Here is a 17,665-nt window from a genome sequence, read left to right as displayed (position 1 = left end):
AAAGGTTCGATGATCGCCCACTGCCTGTCTGTCAAAGTCCGTCTGCTCAAGATCGCCTCCCGTTTTTGATCTTGAATCAAACGAGAACCGATTTGGGAATCCCCTAAATGCAGACGCCGCCTAGTCCGCGCGGCTGACCGCGAGGCGCCTGATCAGGTGATTCAGCACCAAACCGGTAATCAGCACGGCAGGCATCCCGGCTGTGATCGCGAGGACGATGAAAATCCAGAAGAGGTTCACCAGACCCATCACCAGCGCCGCGTTGGTGTAATCCGGGGCAGAGGGCATGTTCCCGCGTCTCATGAGCGGAGTTTAACGCAGTCTCGGAAAATGTCAGGTGAGAATTGCACGGATCGCGAGTTACCTGCGGGCTTCTGCCAATGCGTCGGGCAAATGGTGTGCCAGCGCCGCGAGCTCTTCGTCGCGTCCACAGCTGATGCGTATGCAGCGATCCTGCGGCGCGACAAAGGGCATTCGGACGAAAATCCCGCGCGCCACCAGGGCCGCCAGGACCCGCCGGGCGAACTCACCGTCCGCGCCGCAATCCACGGCCACGAAATTGGCTGCCGACGGTAACGGCGTCAGGCCGTTCTCACGCGCGATCGTACCGATCTTCTGACGGGCGCCTGCGACCCTTTCAAGGGTTTGGTCCAGCCATTCACGATCCCCGAGGGCCGCAAGCGCGCCGGCCTGGGCAACCCGGTTCATACCGAAATGATTGCGGATCTTGTCGAAATTCCGGATCAGGTCGGTGGCGCCGATGGCATAGCCGATCCGGGCTCCGGCCATGCCGTAGGCCTTTGAAAAGGTGCGCATTCGAATCACGCGGGGATCCTCGGCCTCGATCCGGGCGGCAGTGCCGTCGGGGGCGAACTCCAGATAGGCTTCGTCAAGCAGCAACAGGCATCCTTGCGGCAGCCGCTCAAGCGCCGAAGCGATGCTGGCACCACGGTGCCAGCTTCCCATCGGGTTGTCGGGATTGGAGACATAGACAAGCTTGGCGCGGGTTTCGGCGGCGCGCGCCATCAGCGCCTCCAGATCCTCGTGATCGTCACGATAGGGCACCCTGTGCAGGCTGCCGCCAAAGCCGGCGACGTGATAGGCGAATGTCGGGTAGGCGCCATCCGAGGTCACCACCGGATCGCCCGGTGCGATCAGGAGCCGGACAAGATTGCCCAGAAGCCCGTCGATCCCCTCTCCGACAAGGATGTTCCGCGGGGTCACGTCCATGGCCCGGGCCAGTACCGCGCGGAGGTCGTGGCTTGACGGATCCCCGTATTTCCAGATCTCGCGGGCTTCGGCCTGCATGGCCGCGACGGCCTTTGGCGAAGGGCCGAAATTGTTCTCGTTGGCGCCGAGCCGGGCCGCGAACGGGGCGCCGCGGGCGCGCTCCTGTTCTTCGGGTCCGACAAAGGGCACGTTGGCGGACAGGGCACGGACGAGATCGGTGTAGCGCGGGTAAGACATGCGCACAGATAAGGGCAAGGGGCCGAAAGGTGCAAGCCGGGGTTTGCCCGGCTTTCAGGCGGTCCGTCGCCGGCCACCCCGGCGCCGCGAGGGATCGCGAACGCTTTCATGAAGCCGCTCCGATGGATCGGTGCCCACCGTTCGCGGCGCGCGGATCAGGAATATCTTGCCCCACCCCCGCCATGTGCCCACGGATTGTGCATCGGGATCGGCGGGAAAGCGTGCCCGCCACCCCTCGGGAAGCGGCAGACCGCACGCCTCGGCGCGTTCGAGCATCCAGACGAGCGACACGTTGGCCAGGGGCCGGGCCGGTTCGTAACCACCGAGTTGGCCACCGACATCACCATGCGTTCCACGGAACCAGACCTGCTCCAGGTGACCATCATGGTCGGGGCGGCTTTCCCAAAGGACAGGCGTGAACACGGCGCGCGTTTCATCGAACGCAAGAGCATGAAAGCCGTGCCGGATCGTGTTGCCGAGGCTGTGATTGTGGAAGGCATGGGTGTCTGGCGTCCAGCGCCAGAATACAGGGAGCCGCATGCCGAGTGCCTTTACCGTGTCCCAGACACCGATCATTTCTATTGGCACGGTTTCATGACAGTAGCGGGCGGAAAATTCTGCCGCCGCCGTGCCTGCGGGCGTTGCCCTGTAATGGCGATACGCCGTCATGACATTGCGTTCGGTCGCGTTTTCGGGCTTCAGCAGGCCGATCTGGTCGATCACACCGGCCAGGGAGCGGACGGCATAGGCCCCACGCGAGTAGCCCAGAAGGAAAATCCTGTCGCCTTCGCGATAACGGCTGGACAGATATCCGTAGGCCCGGCGGATCTGCCTGTTGATCCCGCAGCCGGTCAGGATGTCCAGCGTTGCGCGCCAGTCCACCCATTGCAGCCCGGCCTCGTAATAGACTGTCATGCCTGCGCCGCTGCGTTCCGAAATCAGCCGGTAGGCCAGCCCCGCGTTGCTTTCACATCCGCGCAAGAGCGACGACATGGTGCCGTCCAGGATGATAACGTGATCGACGCGCCCCCGGGCCCGGATGAACTTGCTGCGCCCGTGCCGAAGCCCCGGCCTTAACAGCCCGCCAAGAACATGGATCCATTGGCGCATTCGCTTCATGCGGCTTCGTCCATATCAGCACATCACCCGCCCGGCGCTCAAACCGATCAAGGGAACGGCCCGGTTCGGGCCACAAGGCTTTCATAGTCCATGAAAACCGCCGTGATCCAGCCCGGGTCCGGCCTTTGCGCACCGAATCCGGACATCAGAGCGTGGCGACTGTCACCGGATCGCCGGGACCGTAGCCGTTGAACCTGCTCGACAGACTGTGCGCGTAGGCTCCCATGCCACCAATCAGCAGATAGTCCCCTTCCCGAAGGTCGTGGGGCAGGGGCACCGGGTCCGGCAGGCGGTCAAGGCTGTCGCAGGTGGGGCCGAAGACGATGCGGGATTTCCCGGCGCCTTCACGCCGCATGCCTTCCGGCGCAAGCACGGTCAGGCGGTCCGGACAGCCGATATCCCGCGCCTCCGCGAGGGCCCCGTAAATTCCGTCATTCAGAAAGATCGAGCCATCGGGCCGGATCGCCTTGATCCGTGCCGCCAGAGTTGCCGAGTCGGCCACCATCGCGCGGCCGGGTTCGCAGACGAGGTGCGGTGCGTCCGTTCCGAAAATCTGCGCGGTCTGGTATTTGATCCTGTCGAATATCCTCTCAAGATCCGGGGCAGCGCCCGTCCGATGAGCAGCGAATCCGCCACCCACGTTGAGGCGGTAAAGCCGCACGCCGGCCGCCGCGGCGACCTGCGCAGAGGCGGCTATATACGTTTCCCAAGCCTGCGGGTCGGCACATTGTGTTCCGGGGTGGAAGGTGATTGCCGGTGTCAATCCACTGTCCGCGACTGCGCGAAGAATGGTGACCGCCTGTTCAGGCCCGGCGCCGAACTTTTCCCCGAAATCGTAGGCTGCACCCGATACCTGCAGCGCCAACCGTACCGAAACCTCGGCACCTGGCGGGACGTCCCGAAGCTTGTCAAGTTCGGCCATGCAATCCACTGAGTAGGATCCCACGTCCAGCGAAATCGCGGTTTTTACCTCGTCGGGCGAACGGACGGGGTTATTGTAATGCAGCACCGCGTGCGGACAGACAGCGCGCACTGCGTACATCTCGCGCGGGCTGGCCACATCGAATGCGGTGATCCCCGCGGCGACCAGGTTGGCCAGAATCTCGTCGCCGGGGTTGGCCTTGACGGCGTAACTCACCAGCCCGCCAAAGCCCGTCCGGAACCGTTGCGCCGTGTTCTGAAGCTGCGCCGGACAGAAATAGACCGTCGCGGTATCCGGTCTCTGACGTACAATATGCGCCGTTGGATCGGGCCAGTTGGGTATTTCTCGCATTGCTCGGCCTCCGCTTGTTTTTGGTATCCTACAAAATTCAAGCGTCGAAATGACTGGTCACAACGGCTATAATGACAAAAATATGCAGCAAAAAGACAACTAAAATATGCAAAATGACGAAACAGACGCCGCGATCCTGGACATGCTGGCAACGAACGCGCGTCTGCCGGTCGCCGGTATCGCAAAACGGCTGGGCCTGGCCCGCACCACGGTTCAGGCACGGCTGGACCGGCTGGAACAGAGCGGCATCATCCAGGGCTATACCCTGCGGTTGAGCGACGCGGCACGCGCACCGCTTCGGGCCACCGCACTGTTGAGTATCGAGCCGCGCAGCGGTCCGGACATCTTGTCGCGGCTGAAATCCATCCCGGAAGTGCGGCGCGTGCATACGACCTCGGGCCGCTTTGACCTCATCGTGGCGCTCGAGGCCAGAACAACCGAGGCCCTGGACCGGACGCTTGACCGGATCGGAGAGGCAAAGGGGGTGAAAGGATCCGAAAGCCTGATCCATCTCTCGACGAAGCTGGATCGTGGCGTGTGATCGTGGGTTGCGCGTTCGGCGAATCCGAACCGCCCGCCCGCTCATCACGACCGGCGGCATTTGCAGCGCGCGAAGCATGCCCCTACGGTGAGGATCGCAATTCGGCTGGTGCCGATCAGCACAGGAAAGGTTTCTAAGAATGATGGACCGGGTCAAGTTTACCCAGATGAAGGATGGCGACAGGGAGGACTATGAATTCCTGACCGCCCACGAGGCCGAATACACCAAGGGGACGGCCGAGCGCCTGCTGAAGGCGTTGGTGGATCTCGACAAGGGCTTGTCGGGGTATAAGGTCACGCGGCTCGGCCATTCCCTGCAATCTGCCAGCCGGGCGTACCGTGACGGCGCCGATACCGACTGGATCGTCGCCGCGCTTCTGCATGACATCGGCGATATTTATGCCCCGCACAACCACGATGAATACGCCGCCGCGATTCTCAGGCCCTTCCTGCGCGAGCAATGCACTTGGGTTGTCGAAAAGCACGGCGATTTCCAGCTGGTTTATTACGCCAGCCATGTGGGTGCTGACCCCGACAAGCGCGAGGCGTATCGGGGGCACCCCTATTTCGAAGATTGCGCCGAGTTCTGCGAACGCTGGGATCAGGCCAGTTTCGACCCGGATTATGAAGAGCTGTCGCTGGATTTCTTCGCGCCCATGGTCCGGGAGGTCTTTGCGCGTCCACCATATGACCCCGAAATCATCCGGCCCGGAATGCGTGAACCTCTGACCGGAACCCGACGGGGCTGATCCTGCTTGCCCCGGGGTGCTGTATGCCCGGAGGTCCGGACATCCCTCGCCGTTCGCGCGAATATCGCGCCTGAACACGGGCCTGCGCACCCCGAGGCCGCATATCCGCTTTCCCTTGGCGGGCAGTTTCGCTAATTGAGGCGCCAACAGCGTACAGGATCACGGGACCGCGAAAGCTATGGCTATGGAAAAGACATTCGATGCAAACGAGGCCGAGCAGCGCATTTACGAGGCATGGGAGTCCGCGGGGTGTTTCCGTGCCGGGGCCAATGCCCGCCCCGGGGCCGATCCGTTCTGCATCATGATCCCGCCGCCCAATGTCACCGGCAGCCTCCATATGGGCCACGCGTTCAACAACACCTTGCAGGACATCCTCGTGCGATGGCATCGCATGCGCGGGTTCGACACCCTCTGGCAGCCGGGGCAGGACCATGCGGGTATTGCCACGCAGATGGTCGTCGAGCGTCAACTGGCCGAAGAGGGCAGGAAACGGACCGATTTCAGCCGTGAGGATTTTCTTGCCAAGGTCTGGGAATGGAAAACCCGCTCCGGCGGCACGATCGTCAACCAGCTGAAGCGGCTGGGGGCGTCCTGCGACTGGTCGCGAAACGCGTTCACGATGTCGGGCGCGCCCGGCGCACCCGAAGGCGAGGATGGCAACTTCCATGATGCGGTGATCCGGGTCTTTGTCGAGATGCATGCCAAGGGCTACATCTATCGGGGCAAACGGCTGGTGAACTGGGATCCGCATTTCGAGACGGCGATTTCAGATCTCGAGGTCGAGAATATCGAACGGCCGGGCCGGATGTGGCATTTCAAGTACCCTCTCGCCGGGGGGGAGACCTATGAGTATTTGGAGAAAGATGAAGACGGGAACGTGACCCTCCGGGAGGAGCGGGATTATATCTCCATAGCCACCACCCGGCCGGAAACGATGCTGGGTGACGGCGCAGTGGCGGTTCACCCATCAGATGAACGCTACGCGCCAATTGTCGGCAAACTTTGCGAGATACCGGTAGGCCCGAAAGAGCATCGGCGGATGATCCCGATCATCACCGATGAGTACCCGGACCCGGATTTCGGGTCGGGTGCTGTCAAGATAACCGGCGCGCACGATTTCAATGATTACGCCGTGGCCGAGCGCGGTGGCATCCCCATGTACCGCCTGATGGATACCGGCGGCCACATGCGCAATGACGGGGCACCTTATGCGCAAGCAGCTGAAAGGGCAGGGGAAATTTCCAACGGGGCGGGGTTCACGGCCGCGGAGGTCGATACGCTGAACCTTGTGCCCGACGAACTGCGGGGCCTGGACCGTTTCGAGGCTCGAAACCGGGTGGTCGAGCAGATCACCGGTGAGGGACTCGCGGTCATGGTTGAAAATGATCAAGGCGAGCCCGTTCCCTTTGTGGAGAACAAGCCGATCATGCAGCCATTTGGTGACAGGTCGAAAGTCGTGATCGAACCGATGCTGACCGATCAGTGGTTTGTCGACGCCGACAAGATCGTCGGACCTGCCATCGAGGCCGTGAAGACCGGCGAGGTCCGGATCATGCCCGAGGCCGATCGCAAGGTCTATTTTCACTGGCTGGAAAACATCGAGCCGTGGTGCATCTCCCGGCAGCTCTGGTGGGGGCACCAGATTCCGGTCTGGTACGGGTTTGACCTGAGCGCGCCCGGTTTCCGTGACGACGAGGGTGATGGCACGCTTGACCTCTCGGAGATGCTGCGATTGCTCAACGAGGGGCACAACAGTTACCTGATGGAATGCGCAACCGGGTTTGGCGCCATTTCGGATGCCTACCATGACCGGTTGGCGGATCTGCCGGTGCCACTGCAGGCAATGACGGTGGTGGAGGCCGAGAGCCGCGAGGATGCGCTGCACAAGCTCGCCGCGAGCCTGGCGGAGTATACCGCGACGCAGGATCCGACGCACCTGATCTATCCGGTGTGGCAGGATCCGGATGTTCTCGATACCTGGTTTTCCTCCGGCCTCTGGCCCATCGGCACGCTGGGCTGGCCCGAAGACACCGAGGAACTGGAAAAATACTTCCCAACCAGTGTCCTGATCACCGGGTTCGACATCATTTTCTTCTGGGTTGCCCGGATGATGATGATGCAATATGCCGTCGTGGGCCAGAAACCGTTCTCGGATGTGTACGTGCATGCCCTCGTCCGGGACGAGACCGGCAAGAAGATGTCCAAGTCGCTCGGGAATGTGCTCGACCCGCTGGAGTTGATCGACGACTACGGTGCCGACGCGGTGCGTTTCACGCTGACCGCCATGGCGGCCATGGGCCGTGACCTGAAACTTTCGCCGCAACGCATTGCCGGGTATCGCAATTTCGGCACCAAGCTCTGGAATGCCGCGCGTTTTGCTGAGATGAACGGCGCCACCGGCAACGATGGCAGTTTGCCGCAGCCCGAAGCCACCGTGAACAAATGGATCATGGGTGAGACAGCGCGGGTGCGCGGTGCGGTCGACGAGGCGCTCGGGCAATACCGTTTCAACGATGCCGCGAACGCGCTTTACGCCTTCGTCTGGGGCAAGGTCTGTGACTGGTACGTGGAATTCTCCAAGCCTCTTCTTCTGGACGGTGACGACGACACCCGGGCCGAAACGCAGGCGACGATGGCCTGGGTCATGGACCAGTGTTTGATCCTGCTGCATCCGATGATGCCCTTCATCACCGAGGAACTGTGGGGCAAGCTTGGCGATCGCGACGGCATGCTGGTCCATGCCGACTGGCCGGATTACGGTCCCGATCTGGTCGATGTGGCGGCGGACCGGGAAATGAACTGGTCCATCGCGCTCATCGAGAACATACGTTCGGCGCGCGCACAGGTGCATGTGCCTGCCGGGCTCCACATCCCGCTTTTGGTGTCCGAGCTTGACGAGGCCGGGCAGGCGGCATGGGACCGCAACGAGGCGATGATCAAGCGTCTTGCGCGGATCGACAGCCTGAGCCGGGTCGCGGCGTTTCCGCGCGGCTGCATCACCGTGACCGTGGAGGGCGGCAGCTTTGGCCTGCCACTTGAAGGTGTCATCGACATCGGCGAGGAAAAGGCGCGCCTGGAAAAGACCCTGGGCAAGCTGGAGAAGGAAATCGGCGGGCTGCGAAAGCGCCTCGACAATCCCAAGTTCATCGAAAGCGCCCCCGAGGATGTGGTCGAGGAGGCGCGGGAGAACCTGCGCACGCGCGAGGACGAGGAAGACAAGCTGCGCGCGGCGCTGCGGCGCCTGTCCGAACTGGGATGAAGGCTCAGCCGGCGGCCATGATCATGCAGGTGGTCGAGCCCGTGGCATAGAGCTTGCCGTCCTCCACGCCGCGCACCTCGCCGGTGGCGACACCCGTGGAGCGGCCTGAATGGGACACCGTCCCGGTGGCGCGTACCTCCGTTTCCAAGGGGATGGCGCGAGTTATGTTCACCTTGTATTCGAGGGTCGTGTAATAGGCCCCCCGCGGCACGCGGGTCATCACGGCGCATGCCATGCAACTGTCGAGGATCGCCCCGTACCAGCCGCCATGTACGCCACGCATGGGGTTCGCGACGCTGAAATCCGGGGTCCCCGCGAAAATCACGCACCCGTCCTCGACAATGATCGGCCGGAATCCCATCGTCACTCCGATGGGTGGGCCGGCGATCCGGCCCGCGAGCATGTCCTGCATGAACTCCAGTCCCGAACGGGAGAGGAGCATGTCCTGGTCGGCCAGGTCGTTCAGGTTTTCGGCGATGCGCCGCGCCATTCTGTGCCTCCGGGTCTGTTGGCCGCAACGTAACCGGAGTCCGAAGCGCGGTGCAAAGATTACGCAACGTCGCGCAGTTGCACCTGTGGCACGACGCCGAGCGCATGGCAGATGTCGCGGGTGAGGTCCGGGCGATTCAGCGTGTAGAAATGCAATTGCTCGACGCCGCCGTCGATCAGATCACCGCAGAGTTCCGTGGCCAGTGCCGTGGCCAGAAGATCATGGCGATCGTCGCGGATGGCCTTGGCAAAGGCATCGTCAAGCCATGCAGGGATCCTGGTGCCGCAGGACGTGGCGAACTTGCGGGCGCCCCGCCAGTTTTCAATCGGCAGGATGCCGGGGACGATCGGACGGTCGATGCCGGCCTTCTCGCAGGCATCGCGGAACCGGAAGAATGACTCGGCTGTGAAAAAGAACTGCGTGATCGCTTCGTCCGCTCCCGCGTCGAACTTGCGCTTGAGCCAATCGATATCGGCCTGGGCGCAGGACGCCTCGGGGTGGGTTTCGGGATAGGCCCCGACGCGGATGGTGAAATCGCCGCGTTCAGCCAGTGCGCCGATAAGTTCGCAACTGTTCGCGAACCCCTCGGGATGGGGGGTGAACCGGGTCGTGCCCTTTGGCGGATCCCCTCGCAATGCGACGATCTCTTTCACGCCCGAGGCGGCGAATTCGTCCGCTATTGCCATGGTTTCAGCGCGCGAGGCATCGACACAGGTGAGATGCGCGGCAACATCGAGGCCCGTCGCCTGCCGCAGGGTGCCGACGGCATCGCGGGTGAGGGTCCGCGTGGTGCCGCCCGCGCCGTAAGTTACCGAGACGAAACGTGGTTCCAGCGGCGCAAGGGCATGCACTGTATCCCAGAGACGAAAAGACCCCTCCAGCGATTTTGGCGGAAAGAACTCGAAGGAAACGGTGGGTTTGGTCATGGCGGGCATCCTTGCTGATGTGACTTGAGGTTTATTGGCAGCCGCAGCATTGTTAGGCAAATTCATAAATCTCACGATCAACATGAGGATGAGAGCATAATGCATATTGATTTCCGACACCTTCGCACCATCCGCGCCATCCATCAGGCTGGCGGGCTGGCGCGTGCGGCCGAGATCCTGCACATCACGCAATCCGCGCTCAGCCACCAGATCAAGGGCCTGGAGGATCAGGCCGGGGTCGAGTTGTTCGTGCGGCGTTCCAAGCCGCTGAAACTTTCGGCGGCGGGCCATCGCCTTCTCAGGGTGGCTGAGCGTGTACTGCCCGAGATCGAGGCATTGGAAGAGGAATTCAGCGGTGTCCGCGACGGCAGTGCCGGCCGCCTGCATATCGCCATCGAATGCCACGCCTGTTTTGACTGGCTGATCCCGGTCCTCGAAAGGTTCCGCCGCGCATGGACAGACGTGGACGTGGATATCCGCCCGGGATTGGCCTTCGATGCGTTACCCGCCTTGCGCAAGGAAGAGATTGACCTTGTCATTTCCTCCGATCCCGAGGAGATGCCGGGCGTCGCGTTCAAGCCGCTTTTCGATTACGAGCCCGTCTTCCTGGCGGCTGCCGGGCATCCTCTGGCGGACAAGGGATTTGTCGAGGCGGAGGACTTTCGCGACGAGACGCTGATCACCTACCCGGTGGACCGCGCGCGGCTGGATGTGTTCACCGAACTCCTGACACCTGCGCGGGTTGAGCCGCGCGCCACGAGGCGGGTCGAACTGACCGCGGTGATCCTGCTTCTGGTCGCTTCGAACCGCGGAGTGGCCGTCCTGCCGGACTGGGTGGTGCGGGAATTGCGCCGCCATGATGACTATGTGACCCTGCCACTGACCGAAAACGGACTGACCCGCCGGCTTTTTGCCGCCGTGCGCGACGAGGATTCCGACAAGCCCTACATGGCCCATCTGGTGCGTCTGGCGCGGGAAATTCCGGTTCGTCTGCAACGCGGCGCCTGACCCCCTTGTGCGGGCCGGACGCCGGGCGTATACGCGCGGCCTGAACAGACGGAGCGGGTGACATGCCGGGCAGTGCGAACCTCAACATCATGATCAAGGCGGCGCGCAAGGCCGGCCGTGCGCTGGTCAAGGATTTCCGCGAGGTCGAGAACCTGCAGGTGTCGATGAAGGGTGCCGGGGATTTCGTCAGCCGCGCCGATACCAATGCCGAGCAGATCATCAAGTCGGAGCTTATGAACGCGCGCCCCACCTATGGCTGGCTTGCCGAGGAGGGCGGCGGTGAAGAGGGCAAGGATCCGACCCGTCGCTGGATCGTCGATCCGCTGGATGGCACGACGAACTTCCTGCACGGTTTGCCGCACTGGGCCGTGAGCATCGCTCTGGAGCACAAGGGGCAGGTTGTTTCAGGGGTGATTTTCGATCCCGCCAAGGACGAGATGTTCTTTGCCGAGAAGGGCGAAGGCGCCTGGATGAACGAGAGCCGCCTGCGGGTGTCGGGGCGTGCGCGCATGATTGAAGCGATCTTCGCCACCGGCGTGCCATTCGGCGGCCGGTCCGACCTGCCGCAGACCCTTCAGGATCTGGCCCGGCTGATGCCCGCCTGTGCCGGGGTCCGCCGCTGGGGTTCGGCAGCGCTTGACATGGCTTATGTCGCGGCCGGGCGTTATGACGGATTCTGGGAACGGCGGCTGAACCCGTGGGACCTTGCGGCTGGTGTCGTTATCGTGCGCGAGGCCGGCGGCCTGATCGCGCCGCTTGAACCCTCCGGCGATATCCTTGAAGACGGGCACGTGATTTGCGCCAACGAAGCCGTGTTCGACAAGTTCGCGGAGGTCATCCGCGCCGCGTGAGGTGGTCGGCGTTCAGCTGTCCGCAGGATGATTGACGCCATCGACCCACGGGATCGCGCCTCGCTCACGCGGATTGATACCTTCGAGCGCCCCAAGGTTGATTCCGAATTCTTCCGGGTTTGATCGCCTCTGGTGATGGGTGTAGATACCGCAGATGGAACAGAAATAATGTTTCGCGGTGCCGGTATTCCATTGGTAGAGCGTGAGCTTGTCCGCACCGCGCAGTATTTCCAGGTCGGCCAGGGGCACACTCACTGTCGCGGCGCCTCGCCGGCGGCAGAAACTGCAATCGCAGCGGTGGGCATCGCCGAGATCTGTCCGAAGCGGTATGACCCGCAATTCCACAGCGCCGCAATGGCACGTGGCGTTTCTGTATTGTCTGTCCATCGCGATCGCGACTCCCTTGTCCGTGGCTACTTGCGGCGCCGCACCGTCGGGATATGGGTCCGGGCGAGCTTGTAGTTGGCAGCGTCGTGTGGCGGCTGACCATCGTGGCGTTGCCAGAACTTTGGACCACCATGTCGCAAAAACAATGGAAATGTCAGCACGACGCCAATCACGAAGCCGCCGGCATGGGCCCAGTAGGCCACACCACCGGTCAGGGGATCCGCGCCCAGCCCGCTGAACAGTTGCAGGCCGAACCACAGCCCCAGCATCAGCCACGCGGGCACGACCACGATCCGGACGAGGAAGACGATGATGATCAGGACATCCACCTGCGCCCTTGGAAACAGCAGGAGGTAGCCGCCCATCACCCCGGCAATTGCGCCCGACGCTCCGACAGTCGGCACGGGGGATCCGGGCGCCGACAGGATATGAGCCAGGCCCGCCCCCAGACCGGAGACGATATAGAAAAGAAGAAAGCCCGTATGCCCCATCTCGTCTTCCAGGTTGTCCCCGAAAATCCACAGGAACAGCATGTTGCCGAGCAGATGCATCACCCCGCCATGCATGAACATCGAGGTCACCATGGTATGATATGTGCCGGCTTCGCTGACCAGAAGCGGAATCATCGCCCATTCCCGGAAAAAGAAGTTGAGTTTGTCGGGCTCAGTGAAGAGGGGCCAGTAGCTGAGGAATATTCCGACGTTCAGCGCGATCAACGCATAGGTGACGTAGGGTGTACACCCTGACGGGTTGTGATCGCGGATCGGAAACATGGGCGGAGTCCTAGCGCGGTTTCGCGGTATCGCAAAGGCCGAGTTCCGGGATCACCGCGTTTTTGAAAGCGCAGGATCCGGGTCGCGCCACGCTGCATTTTGCGGTTCAAACCGGTGCATCCCTGCGGAGGCTGCACCGTGTCCGAAATCCTTGTCCCACTTGTGGTGTTCCTGTTCCCTCTGGCCTACAGCCCGGGGCCGGGCAACGTGGTCTTTGCCGCCAACGGCGCGCGCTTCGGCCTGCGTGCCACCGTGCCGGCGAGCCTTGGATACCATCTGGCGACATGGCTGGTGACCGCTGTGATCGGGTTCGGGGTGGTGTCGGCGCTGGCCGCCACGCCGACGGTGTTCCTTGCGCTCAAGCTTGCCGGGGCGCTCTACGTGTTCTGGCTGGCGTGGCGGCTCTTTGGCGCCGGCGCGACCGATGGCGGGACCGAGGCAAGGCCGGCCACCTTTCTTGACGGCGCGATCCTGCTGCTGCTCAACCCCAAGGCTTATGTCATTATCGCGCTCATGTTCACGCAGTTCCTGCCCGAGGCGGGGGCGGAACGCGGCGGGCCGGTCATGATGATCACGACCGTGTTCACGCTCAACAACCTTATTGCTTTCACCATGTGGACGATGCTGGGTGACCGGCTCGCGGCGCTCTTTGCCCATGACGCCAGTGCCCGGGCACTCAACAAAGGGTTCGGGGCGGTTCTCGCGGCGGTGGCGATATGGATGCTGGCGGCGTGACGGCGGACAGGCTCCGGGCCATGCTTCCGTGTGCGCCCCCCGCGCGCTCAGGCCGCTCCCCCCAGAAGTGCCGCGTTGCCGCCTGCCGCCGTGGTGTCGACGCAGACATGCCTTTCATGCAGGACGTGGCCGCGATCGGGCATCCCGGTCACGAGTGGCAGGATGGGCCCCTCGCGCCGCGCCAGCGCCGCGGCATATTGGCGGGCGGTTTCCCCGGCGCCCCAGTAAATCGCGCCCGAAAGTCCGGCCAGTGTTTCCAGTGTCTCCGGGGCCACCTCGCCGGTTGCCACGACGGCCCGCCCGCCGAGGGCGTTCACGGCGTCCGCCTGGGCCTGTGCGGTTTCGCTGCCCGGTCCGAGGCACAGCAGAGCGGGGCGCTGGTGCATGGTCAGCCGGTTCGATTCCCCGGTCGGGCCGGGCAGTACCAGGTCGTCAAGGCGCTTGGTGTCTGTCGCGTTGGCCCGGTCGAGAGCGGCCTGGACCCCGGATAGCGGCATCTGCGTGTCCCAGCCGCCGGCATCGCGGGGGGCGGGGTTCCGAGCGAAACGTGGAAGGTAGTTGGGCCCACCGGCCTTCGGTCCGGTACCGGAAAGACCCTCGCCACCGAAGGGCTGCGACCCGACGATCGCCCCGATCTGGTTGCGGTTGACGTAGAGGTTGCCGGCATGGACCCGCTCCGTGACGTGTTGCACCCGGTCGTCGATCCGCGTCTGCAACCCAAAGGTCAACCCATAGCCGGTGGCGTTGATCGCATCGATCACCTTGTCAAGGTCCTGTGAACGGTAGGTCGCCAGATGCAGAACCGGGCCGAAGATCTCGCGCTTCAGATCGGCGATTCCGTTGATCCTGATCAGCGTTGGGGCGATGAAAGTGCCCGCGTTTGGTGTCTTGAGCTCATGCATGAGCCGGCCCTCGTTGCGAGCGGTCTGAATGTGATCGGCGATACCGGCGCGCGCTGTCTCGTCGATGACCGGGCCGCAATCGGTTTCCAGAAACCACGGCTTTCCGACAGCAAGGGCATCCATCGCGCCCGACAGCATTTCCGTGAAACTGTCGATGATGTCTTCCTGAACGTAGAGACAGCGCAATGCCGAACAGCGTTGCCCGGCGGATTGGAATGCCGACTCGACGATTGCCTGAACGGCCTGTTCGGGCAGGGCGGTGCTATCAACGATCATGGCGTTCAGGCCGCCGGTCTCGGCAATGAGTGGCGCGCCCGGGTCGAGGTTGCCGGCCATAGCCGCGCGGATCTTCATTGCCGTGCCGGTGGACCCCGTGAAGGCCACACCGTCGACCCGGCTGTCCGAGGTCAACGCGGCGCCCACCTCACCGGCGCCGGGCAAAAGCTGTATGGCCGTTTTGGGTATGCCGGCTTCGTGCATGAGTTTCACCGCCAGATGCGCAATGATTGTCGTCTGTTCGGCGGGTTTGGCTATCACCGCGTTGCCCGCAGCCAGTGCCGCCGAAATCTGCCCGGTGAAAATGGCCAGCGGGAAGTTCCACGGGCTGATGCAGGTGAACGTGCCCACGGGTTCGCCTTCGGGCGCATTGGCCGCATAATACCGCAGGAAGTCGACCGCTTCGCGCAGTTCTGCCACCGCATCGAGCACCGATTTGCCGGCCTCGCGGTGTATTGCCGCGAACAGCTCGCCGTAGTTCTCTTCGTAAAGATCCGCGACCCGGTTGAGCACCCGCGCCCTCTCGGCCGCCGGCGCGCCCCATGCGCGGGCCGAGTCGAGGGCGGTGTCGATGTCGGCGTCACTGGAAAATGCGATCTGGCCAGGGCTGTCGGACGGGTCCGCCGGGTTGATCGCCGAATGCGGGGCGTTGGGCGCTGCAGTGCCGGAGATGATCGGCGCGGCATGCCACGCATGGTTGGCAAAGGGCCCGCGCGCGGCGTCGATCATCTCGAGTGTCGGCCGGTGGCTCAGGTCGAATCCCTTGGAATTGCGGCGCTCGGGCAGGAACAGTTCCGGGCCGGTTGGAAGATGCGGTGCCTCGTCATGGAGCGCGTCAAACGGGTCGCGGGCAACCTCTTCGGGGGAAACATCCTCGTCCACGATCTGATTGACAAAGCTGGAATTGGCGCCGTTTTCCAGAAGGCGGCGCACCAGATAGGCCAGCAGGTCGCGATGCGCGCCGACCGGCGCATAGATCCGGCAGCGTGTGCCCTCTGCCTTGAGGATGATGTCGTGCAGGGAGTCGCCCATCCCGTGCAGGCGCTGAAACTCGAAACTGGATTTGTCCTCGGCCATCTCGAGGATGGCGGCGGCGGTATGGGCATTGTGGGTGGCGAATTGCGGATAGATCCGGTCCGTCATCGACAGGAGCTTGCGAGCATTGGCAATGTAGCTGATATCGGTGGCCGGTTTGGTGGTGAAAACCGGGAAGCCGTCAACACCCTCGACCTGCGCCTGCTTGATCTCGGTGTCCCAGTACGCGCCCTTGACAAGCCGCACCATGAGACGCCGATCAAGGCGCGTCGCAAGATCATGGAGGTAGTCCAGAACGAAGGCGGCCCGCTGCCCGTAAGCCTGTACCACGACGCCAAACCCGTCCCAGCCGTCCAGCGCGGGTTCGGACAGCACCGTTTCGATCACGTCGAGCGACAAGGACAGGCGGTTGGCTTCCTCGGCGTCGATGTTCAGGCCCATCCGCGCCGACCGCGCCAGCAGCGCCAGAGAGCGCAGGCGCGGTACCAGAACCTCCATCACCTCTTCACGATGCGCCTCCTCATAGCGCGGATGAAGTGCCGAAAGCTTGACCGAAATGCCGGGATTGTCACGGATGTCCGCGTTGGTGCAGGCATTCGAGATGGCCGTGATCGCGCGGGAATAGGACAGGTGGTAGCGGACCGCGTCCGCGTCGGTACGGGCCGCCTCGCCCAGCATGTCGTAGGAATAACAATAGCCCTTTCTTTCCATGCCGGCGGCACGGCTCATGGCGGACTGGATCGTTTCGCCAAGGACGAACTGCCGCCCCATCTCCTTCATCGCACGGCCCACGGCGGTGCGGATCACCGGCTCTCCCAAACGCTTTATGGCGCCGCGCAGATGGCCCACAGGGCCTGGGTTTTCGTCCTTGAGCACCTTGCCGGTCAGCATCAAGGCCCAGGTGGAGGCGTTGACCAGCGGGGAGGTGGAATGCCCCATGTGCCGGCCCCAGTCGCTGGGGGCGATCTTGTCTTCGATAAGCGCATCGATGGTGTCCGCGTCGGGAACCCTCAGTAACGCCTCGGCCAGACACATCAGTGCGATTCCTTCATCCGTGGAAAGCCCGTATTCGGCCAGGAAAACCTCCATCAGCCCCGGGTTGGTTTGTCCGCGGATGTCACGCACCAGCTTGGCGCCCCTGTCGCAGATCCGCGCGCGATCCTCCCGGGACAGCGCCGCCGTATCGATCAGCTTGCGGATCGTTTCCGCCTCGTCGGCATATGTCGCAAGGTCGATCGCGCGCCGCATGTCTTTGTCGTATGGCATGACATTCCCCTTCCGGATGATTGATCAAGGATACCAGCCTGAGCTAAGGTAATTTTCCTGAATTTGCAGAAATGGCAATCCATAATGGCCGAATGAAAGGGCAAAGGCGATGCAAAAGGAACACCCCGCGCTGGACCGTTTCGACCGGGCGATTCTCACTGTTCTGGCAACGGAGGGGCGCAGTTCCATTACCGAACTCGCGCGCCGAATCGGGCTTTCCAAATCGCCCACGCAGGCGCGACTGCGACGACTTGAAACCGACGGTGTGATAACCGGGTACAGGGCGCTGTTCGATCCGATCAGGCTGGGCCTCGATCACGTCAGCTTCGTCGAGGTCCGCCTGCACGACACGCGCGAGGCGGCATTGGCGGAGTTCAATGCGGCGGTCATGAAGATTCCCGAAATCGAGCAGGCACACCTGATTGCCGGGAATTTCGATTATCTGCTCAAGATCCGCACGCAGAGCATGAGCGATTACCGCAGGGTTCTGGCCGAGCGGGTTTCGACACTGCCGTATGTGGCCAACACCTCGACCTACGTGGCCATGCAGGCGGTCAAGGAGAACGGTCTTTCAGATGTTATTTGACGTCAGGCCAAGCTGCCGCATAC

General features: G+C 63.0%; 16 protein-coding genes. 7 read left to right on the top strand and 9 right to left on the bottom strand.

Going from position 1 to position 17,665, the window contains the following annotated elements:
• Positions 1–120: 120 nt before the first annotated feature.
• The 4 genes from DQW77_RS18270 to DQW77_RS15600 all read right to left on the bottom strand — a co-directional run bounded on the left by DQW77_RS18270 (position 121) and on the right by DQW77_RS15600 (position 3,859).
• Positions 121–288 (bottom strand): hypothetical protein, encoded by a 168-nt coding sequence (locus tag DQW77_RS18270; RefSeq protein WP_181711301.1) that lies wholly within the window; start codon positions 286–288, stop codon positions 121–123.
• 72 nt (positions 289–360) lie between these two features.
• Positions 361–1,467 carry a pyridoxal phosphate-dependent aminotransferase gene (locus DQW77_RS15610; RefSeq protein ID WP_113259152.1) on the bottom strand — a complete coding sequence of 369 codons (1,107 nt, stop codon included), beginning with the start codon at positions 1,465–1,467 and terminating at the stop codon, positions 361–363.
• 54 nt (positions 1,468–1,521) lie between these two features.
• Positions 1,522–2,586 carry a DUF2235 domain-containing protein gene (locus tag DQW77_RS15605; RefSeq protein ID WP_258523879.1) on the bottom strand — a complete coding sequence of 355 codons (1,065 nt, stop codon included), beginning with the start codon at positions 2,584–2,586 and terminating at the stop codon, positions 1,522–1,524.
• Positions 2,587–2,731: 145 nt separating this feature from the next.
• Entirely contained in the window at positions 2,732–3,859 is a 1,128-nt protein-coding gene (locus tag DQW77_RS15600; RefSeq protein ID WP_113259150.1) for a type III PLP-dependent enzyme, read from the bottom strand.
• A gap of 106 nt (positions 3,860–3,965) precedes the next feature.
• Between DQW77_RS15600 and DQW77_RS15595 the strand changes: the two genes are divergently transcribed.
• The 3 genes from DQW77_RS15595 to DQW77_RS15585 all read left to right on the top strand — a co-directional run bounded on the left by DQW77_RS15595 (position 3,966) and on the right by DQW77_RS15585 (position 8,407).
• Positions 3,966–4,400 (top strand): Lrp/AsnC family transcriptional regulator, encoded by a 435-nt coding sequence (locus DQW77_RS15595; protein WP_113259149.1) that lies wholly within the window; start codon positions 3,966–3,968, stop codon positions 4,398–4,400.
• A gap of 142 nt (positions 4,401–4,542) precedes the next feature.
• On the top strand, positions 4,543–5,148 hold the full coding sequence (locus DQW77_RS15590; protein ID WP_181711302.1) for an HD domain-containing protein: 606 nt from the start codon (positions 4,543–4,545) through the stop codon (positions 5,146–5,148).
• 178 nt (positions 5,149–5,326) lie between these two features.
• Positions 5,327–8,407: a valine--tRNA ligase gene (locus DQW77_RS15585; RefSeq protein WP_113259147.1), complete on the top strand. Its 3,081-nt coding sequence runs from the start codon at positions 5,327–5,329 to the stop codon at positions 8,405–8,407.
• Positions 8,408–8,411: 4 nt separating this feature from the next.
• On the opposite strand, the gene DQW77_RS15580 is transcribed toward DQW77_RS15585, so the two are convergent.
• On the bottom strand, positions 8,412–8,897 hold the full coding sequence (locus DQW77_RS15580) for a PaaI family thioesterase (protein WP_181711300.1): 486 nt from the start codon (positions 8,895–8,897) through the stop codon (positions 8,412–8,414).
• A gap of 59 nt (positions 8,898–8,956) precedes the next feature.
• Positions 8,957–9,823: a methylenetetrahydrofolate reductase [NAD(P)H] gene (gene metF, locus DQW77_RS15575; protein ID WP_113259146.1), complete on the bottom strand. Its 867-nt coding sequence runs from the start codon at positions 9,821–9,823 to the stop codon at positions 8,957–8,959.
• A 99-nt stretch (positions 9,824–9,922) separates the two neighbouring features.
• On the opposite strand from metF, the gene DQW77_RS15570 reads away from it, so the two are divergent.
• Together DQW77_RS15570 and DQW77_RS15565 are read left to right on the top strand one after the other, a co-directional pair.
• Complete coding sequence (locus DQW77_RS15570) at positions 9,923–10,831, top strand: LysR family transcriptional regulator (RefSeq protein WP_113259145.1); 909 nt, start codon at positions 9,923–9,925, stop codon at positions 10,829–10,831.
• Between the two features lie 62 nt (positions 10,832–10,893).
• On the top strand, positions 10,894–11,682 hold the full coding sequence (locus DQW77_RS15565; protein WP_113259144.1) for an inositol monophosphatase family protein: 789 nt from the start codon (positions 10,894–10,896) through the stop codon (positions 11,680–11,682).
• A gap of 12 nt (positions 11,683–11,694) precedes the next feature.
• On the opposite strand, the gene DQW77_RS15560 is transcribed toward DQW77_RS15565, so the two are convergent.
• Entirely contained in the window at positions 11,695–12,069 is a 375-nt protein-coding gene (locus DQW77_RS15560) for a GFA family protein (protein WP_113259143.1), read from the bottom strand.
• 26 nt (positions 12,070–12,095) lie between these two features.
• A complete protein-coding gene (locus DQW77_RS15555) occupies positions 12,096–12,842 on the bottom strand; it encodes a rhomboid family intramembrane serine protease (RefSeq protein ID WP_113259142.1) in 747 nt (248 codons plus the stop codon).
• 138 nt (positions 12,843–12,980) lie between these two features.
• Between DQW77_RS15555 and DQW77_RS15550 the strand changes: the two genes are divergently transcribed.
• The gene (locus DQW77_RS15550; RefSeq protein ID WP_113259154.1) at positions 12,981–13,577 is read left to right on the top strand and encodes a LysE family translocator; all 597 of its coding nucleotides are present in this window, start codon (positions 12,981–12,983) and stop codon (positions 13,575–13,577) included.
• A gap of 47 nt (positions 13,578–13,624) precedes the next feature.
• On the opposite strand, the gene putA is transcribed toward DQW77_RS15550, so the two are convergent.
• Complete coding sequence (gene putA, locus DQW77_RS15545; protein ID WP_113259141.1) at positions 13,625–17,056, bottom strand: bifunctional proline dehydrogenase/L-glutamate gamma-semialdehyde dehydrogenase PutA; 3,432 nt, start codon at positions 17,054–17,056, stop codon at positions 13,625–13,627.
• Between the two features lie 109 nt (positions 17,057–17,165).
• On the opposite strand from putA, the gene DQW77_RS15540 reads away from it, so the two are divergent.
• Positions 17,166–17,642, top strand: coding sequence for an Lrp/AsnC family transcriptional regulator (locus tag DQW77_RS15540; RefSeq protein WP_113259140.1), 477 nt, complete (start codon positions 17,166–17,168; stop codon positions 17,640–17,642).
• Positions 17,643–17,665 lie beyond the last annotated feature (23 nt).

The organism is Roseovarius sp. TE539 (assembly GCF_003298505.1).
Taxonomy (GTDB): Bacteria; Pseudomonadota; Alphaproteobacteria; order Rhodobacterales; family Rhodobacteraceae; genus Roseovarius.
Note: the sequence above shows the minus strand (reverse complement) of the source record. Positions and strands in the feature narration are given on the sequence as shown.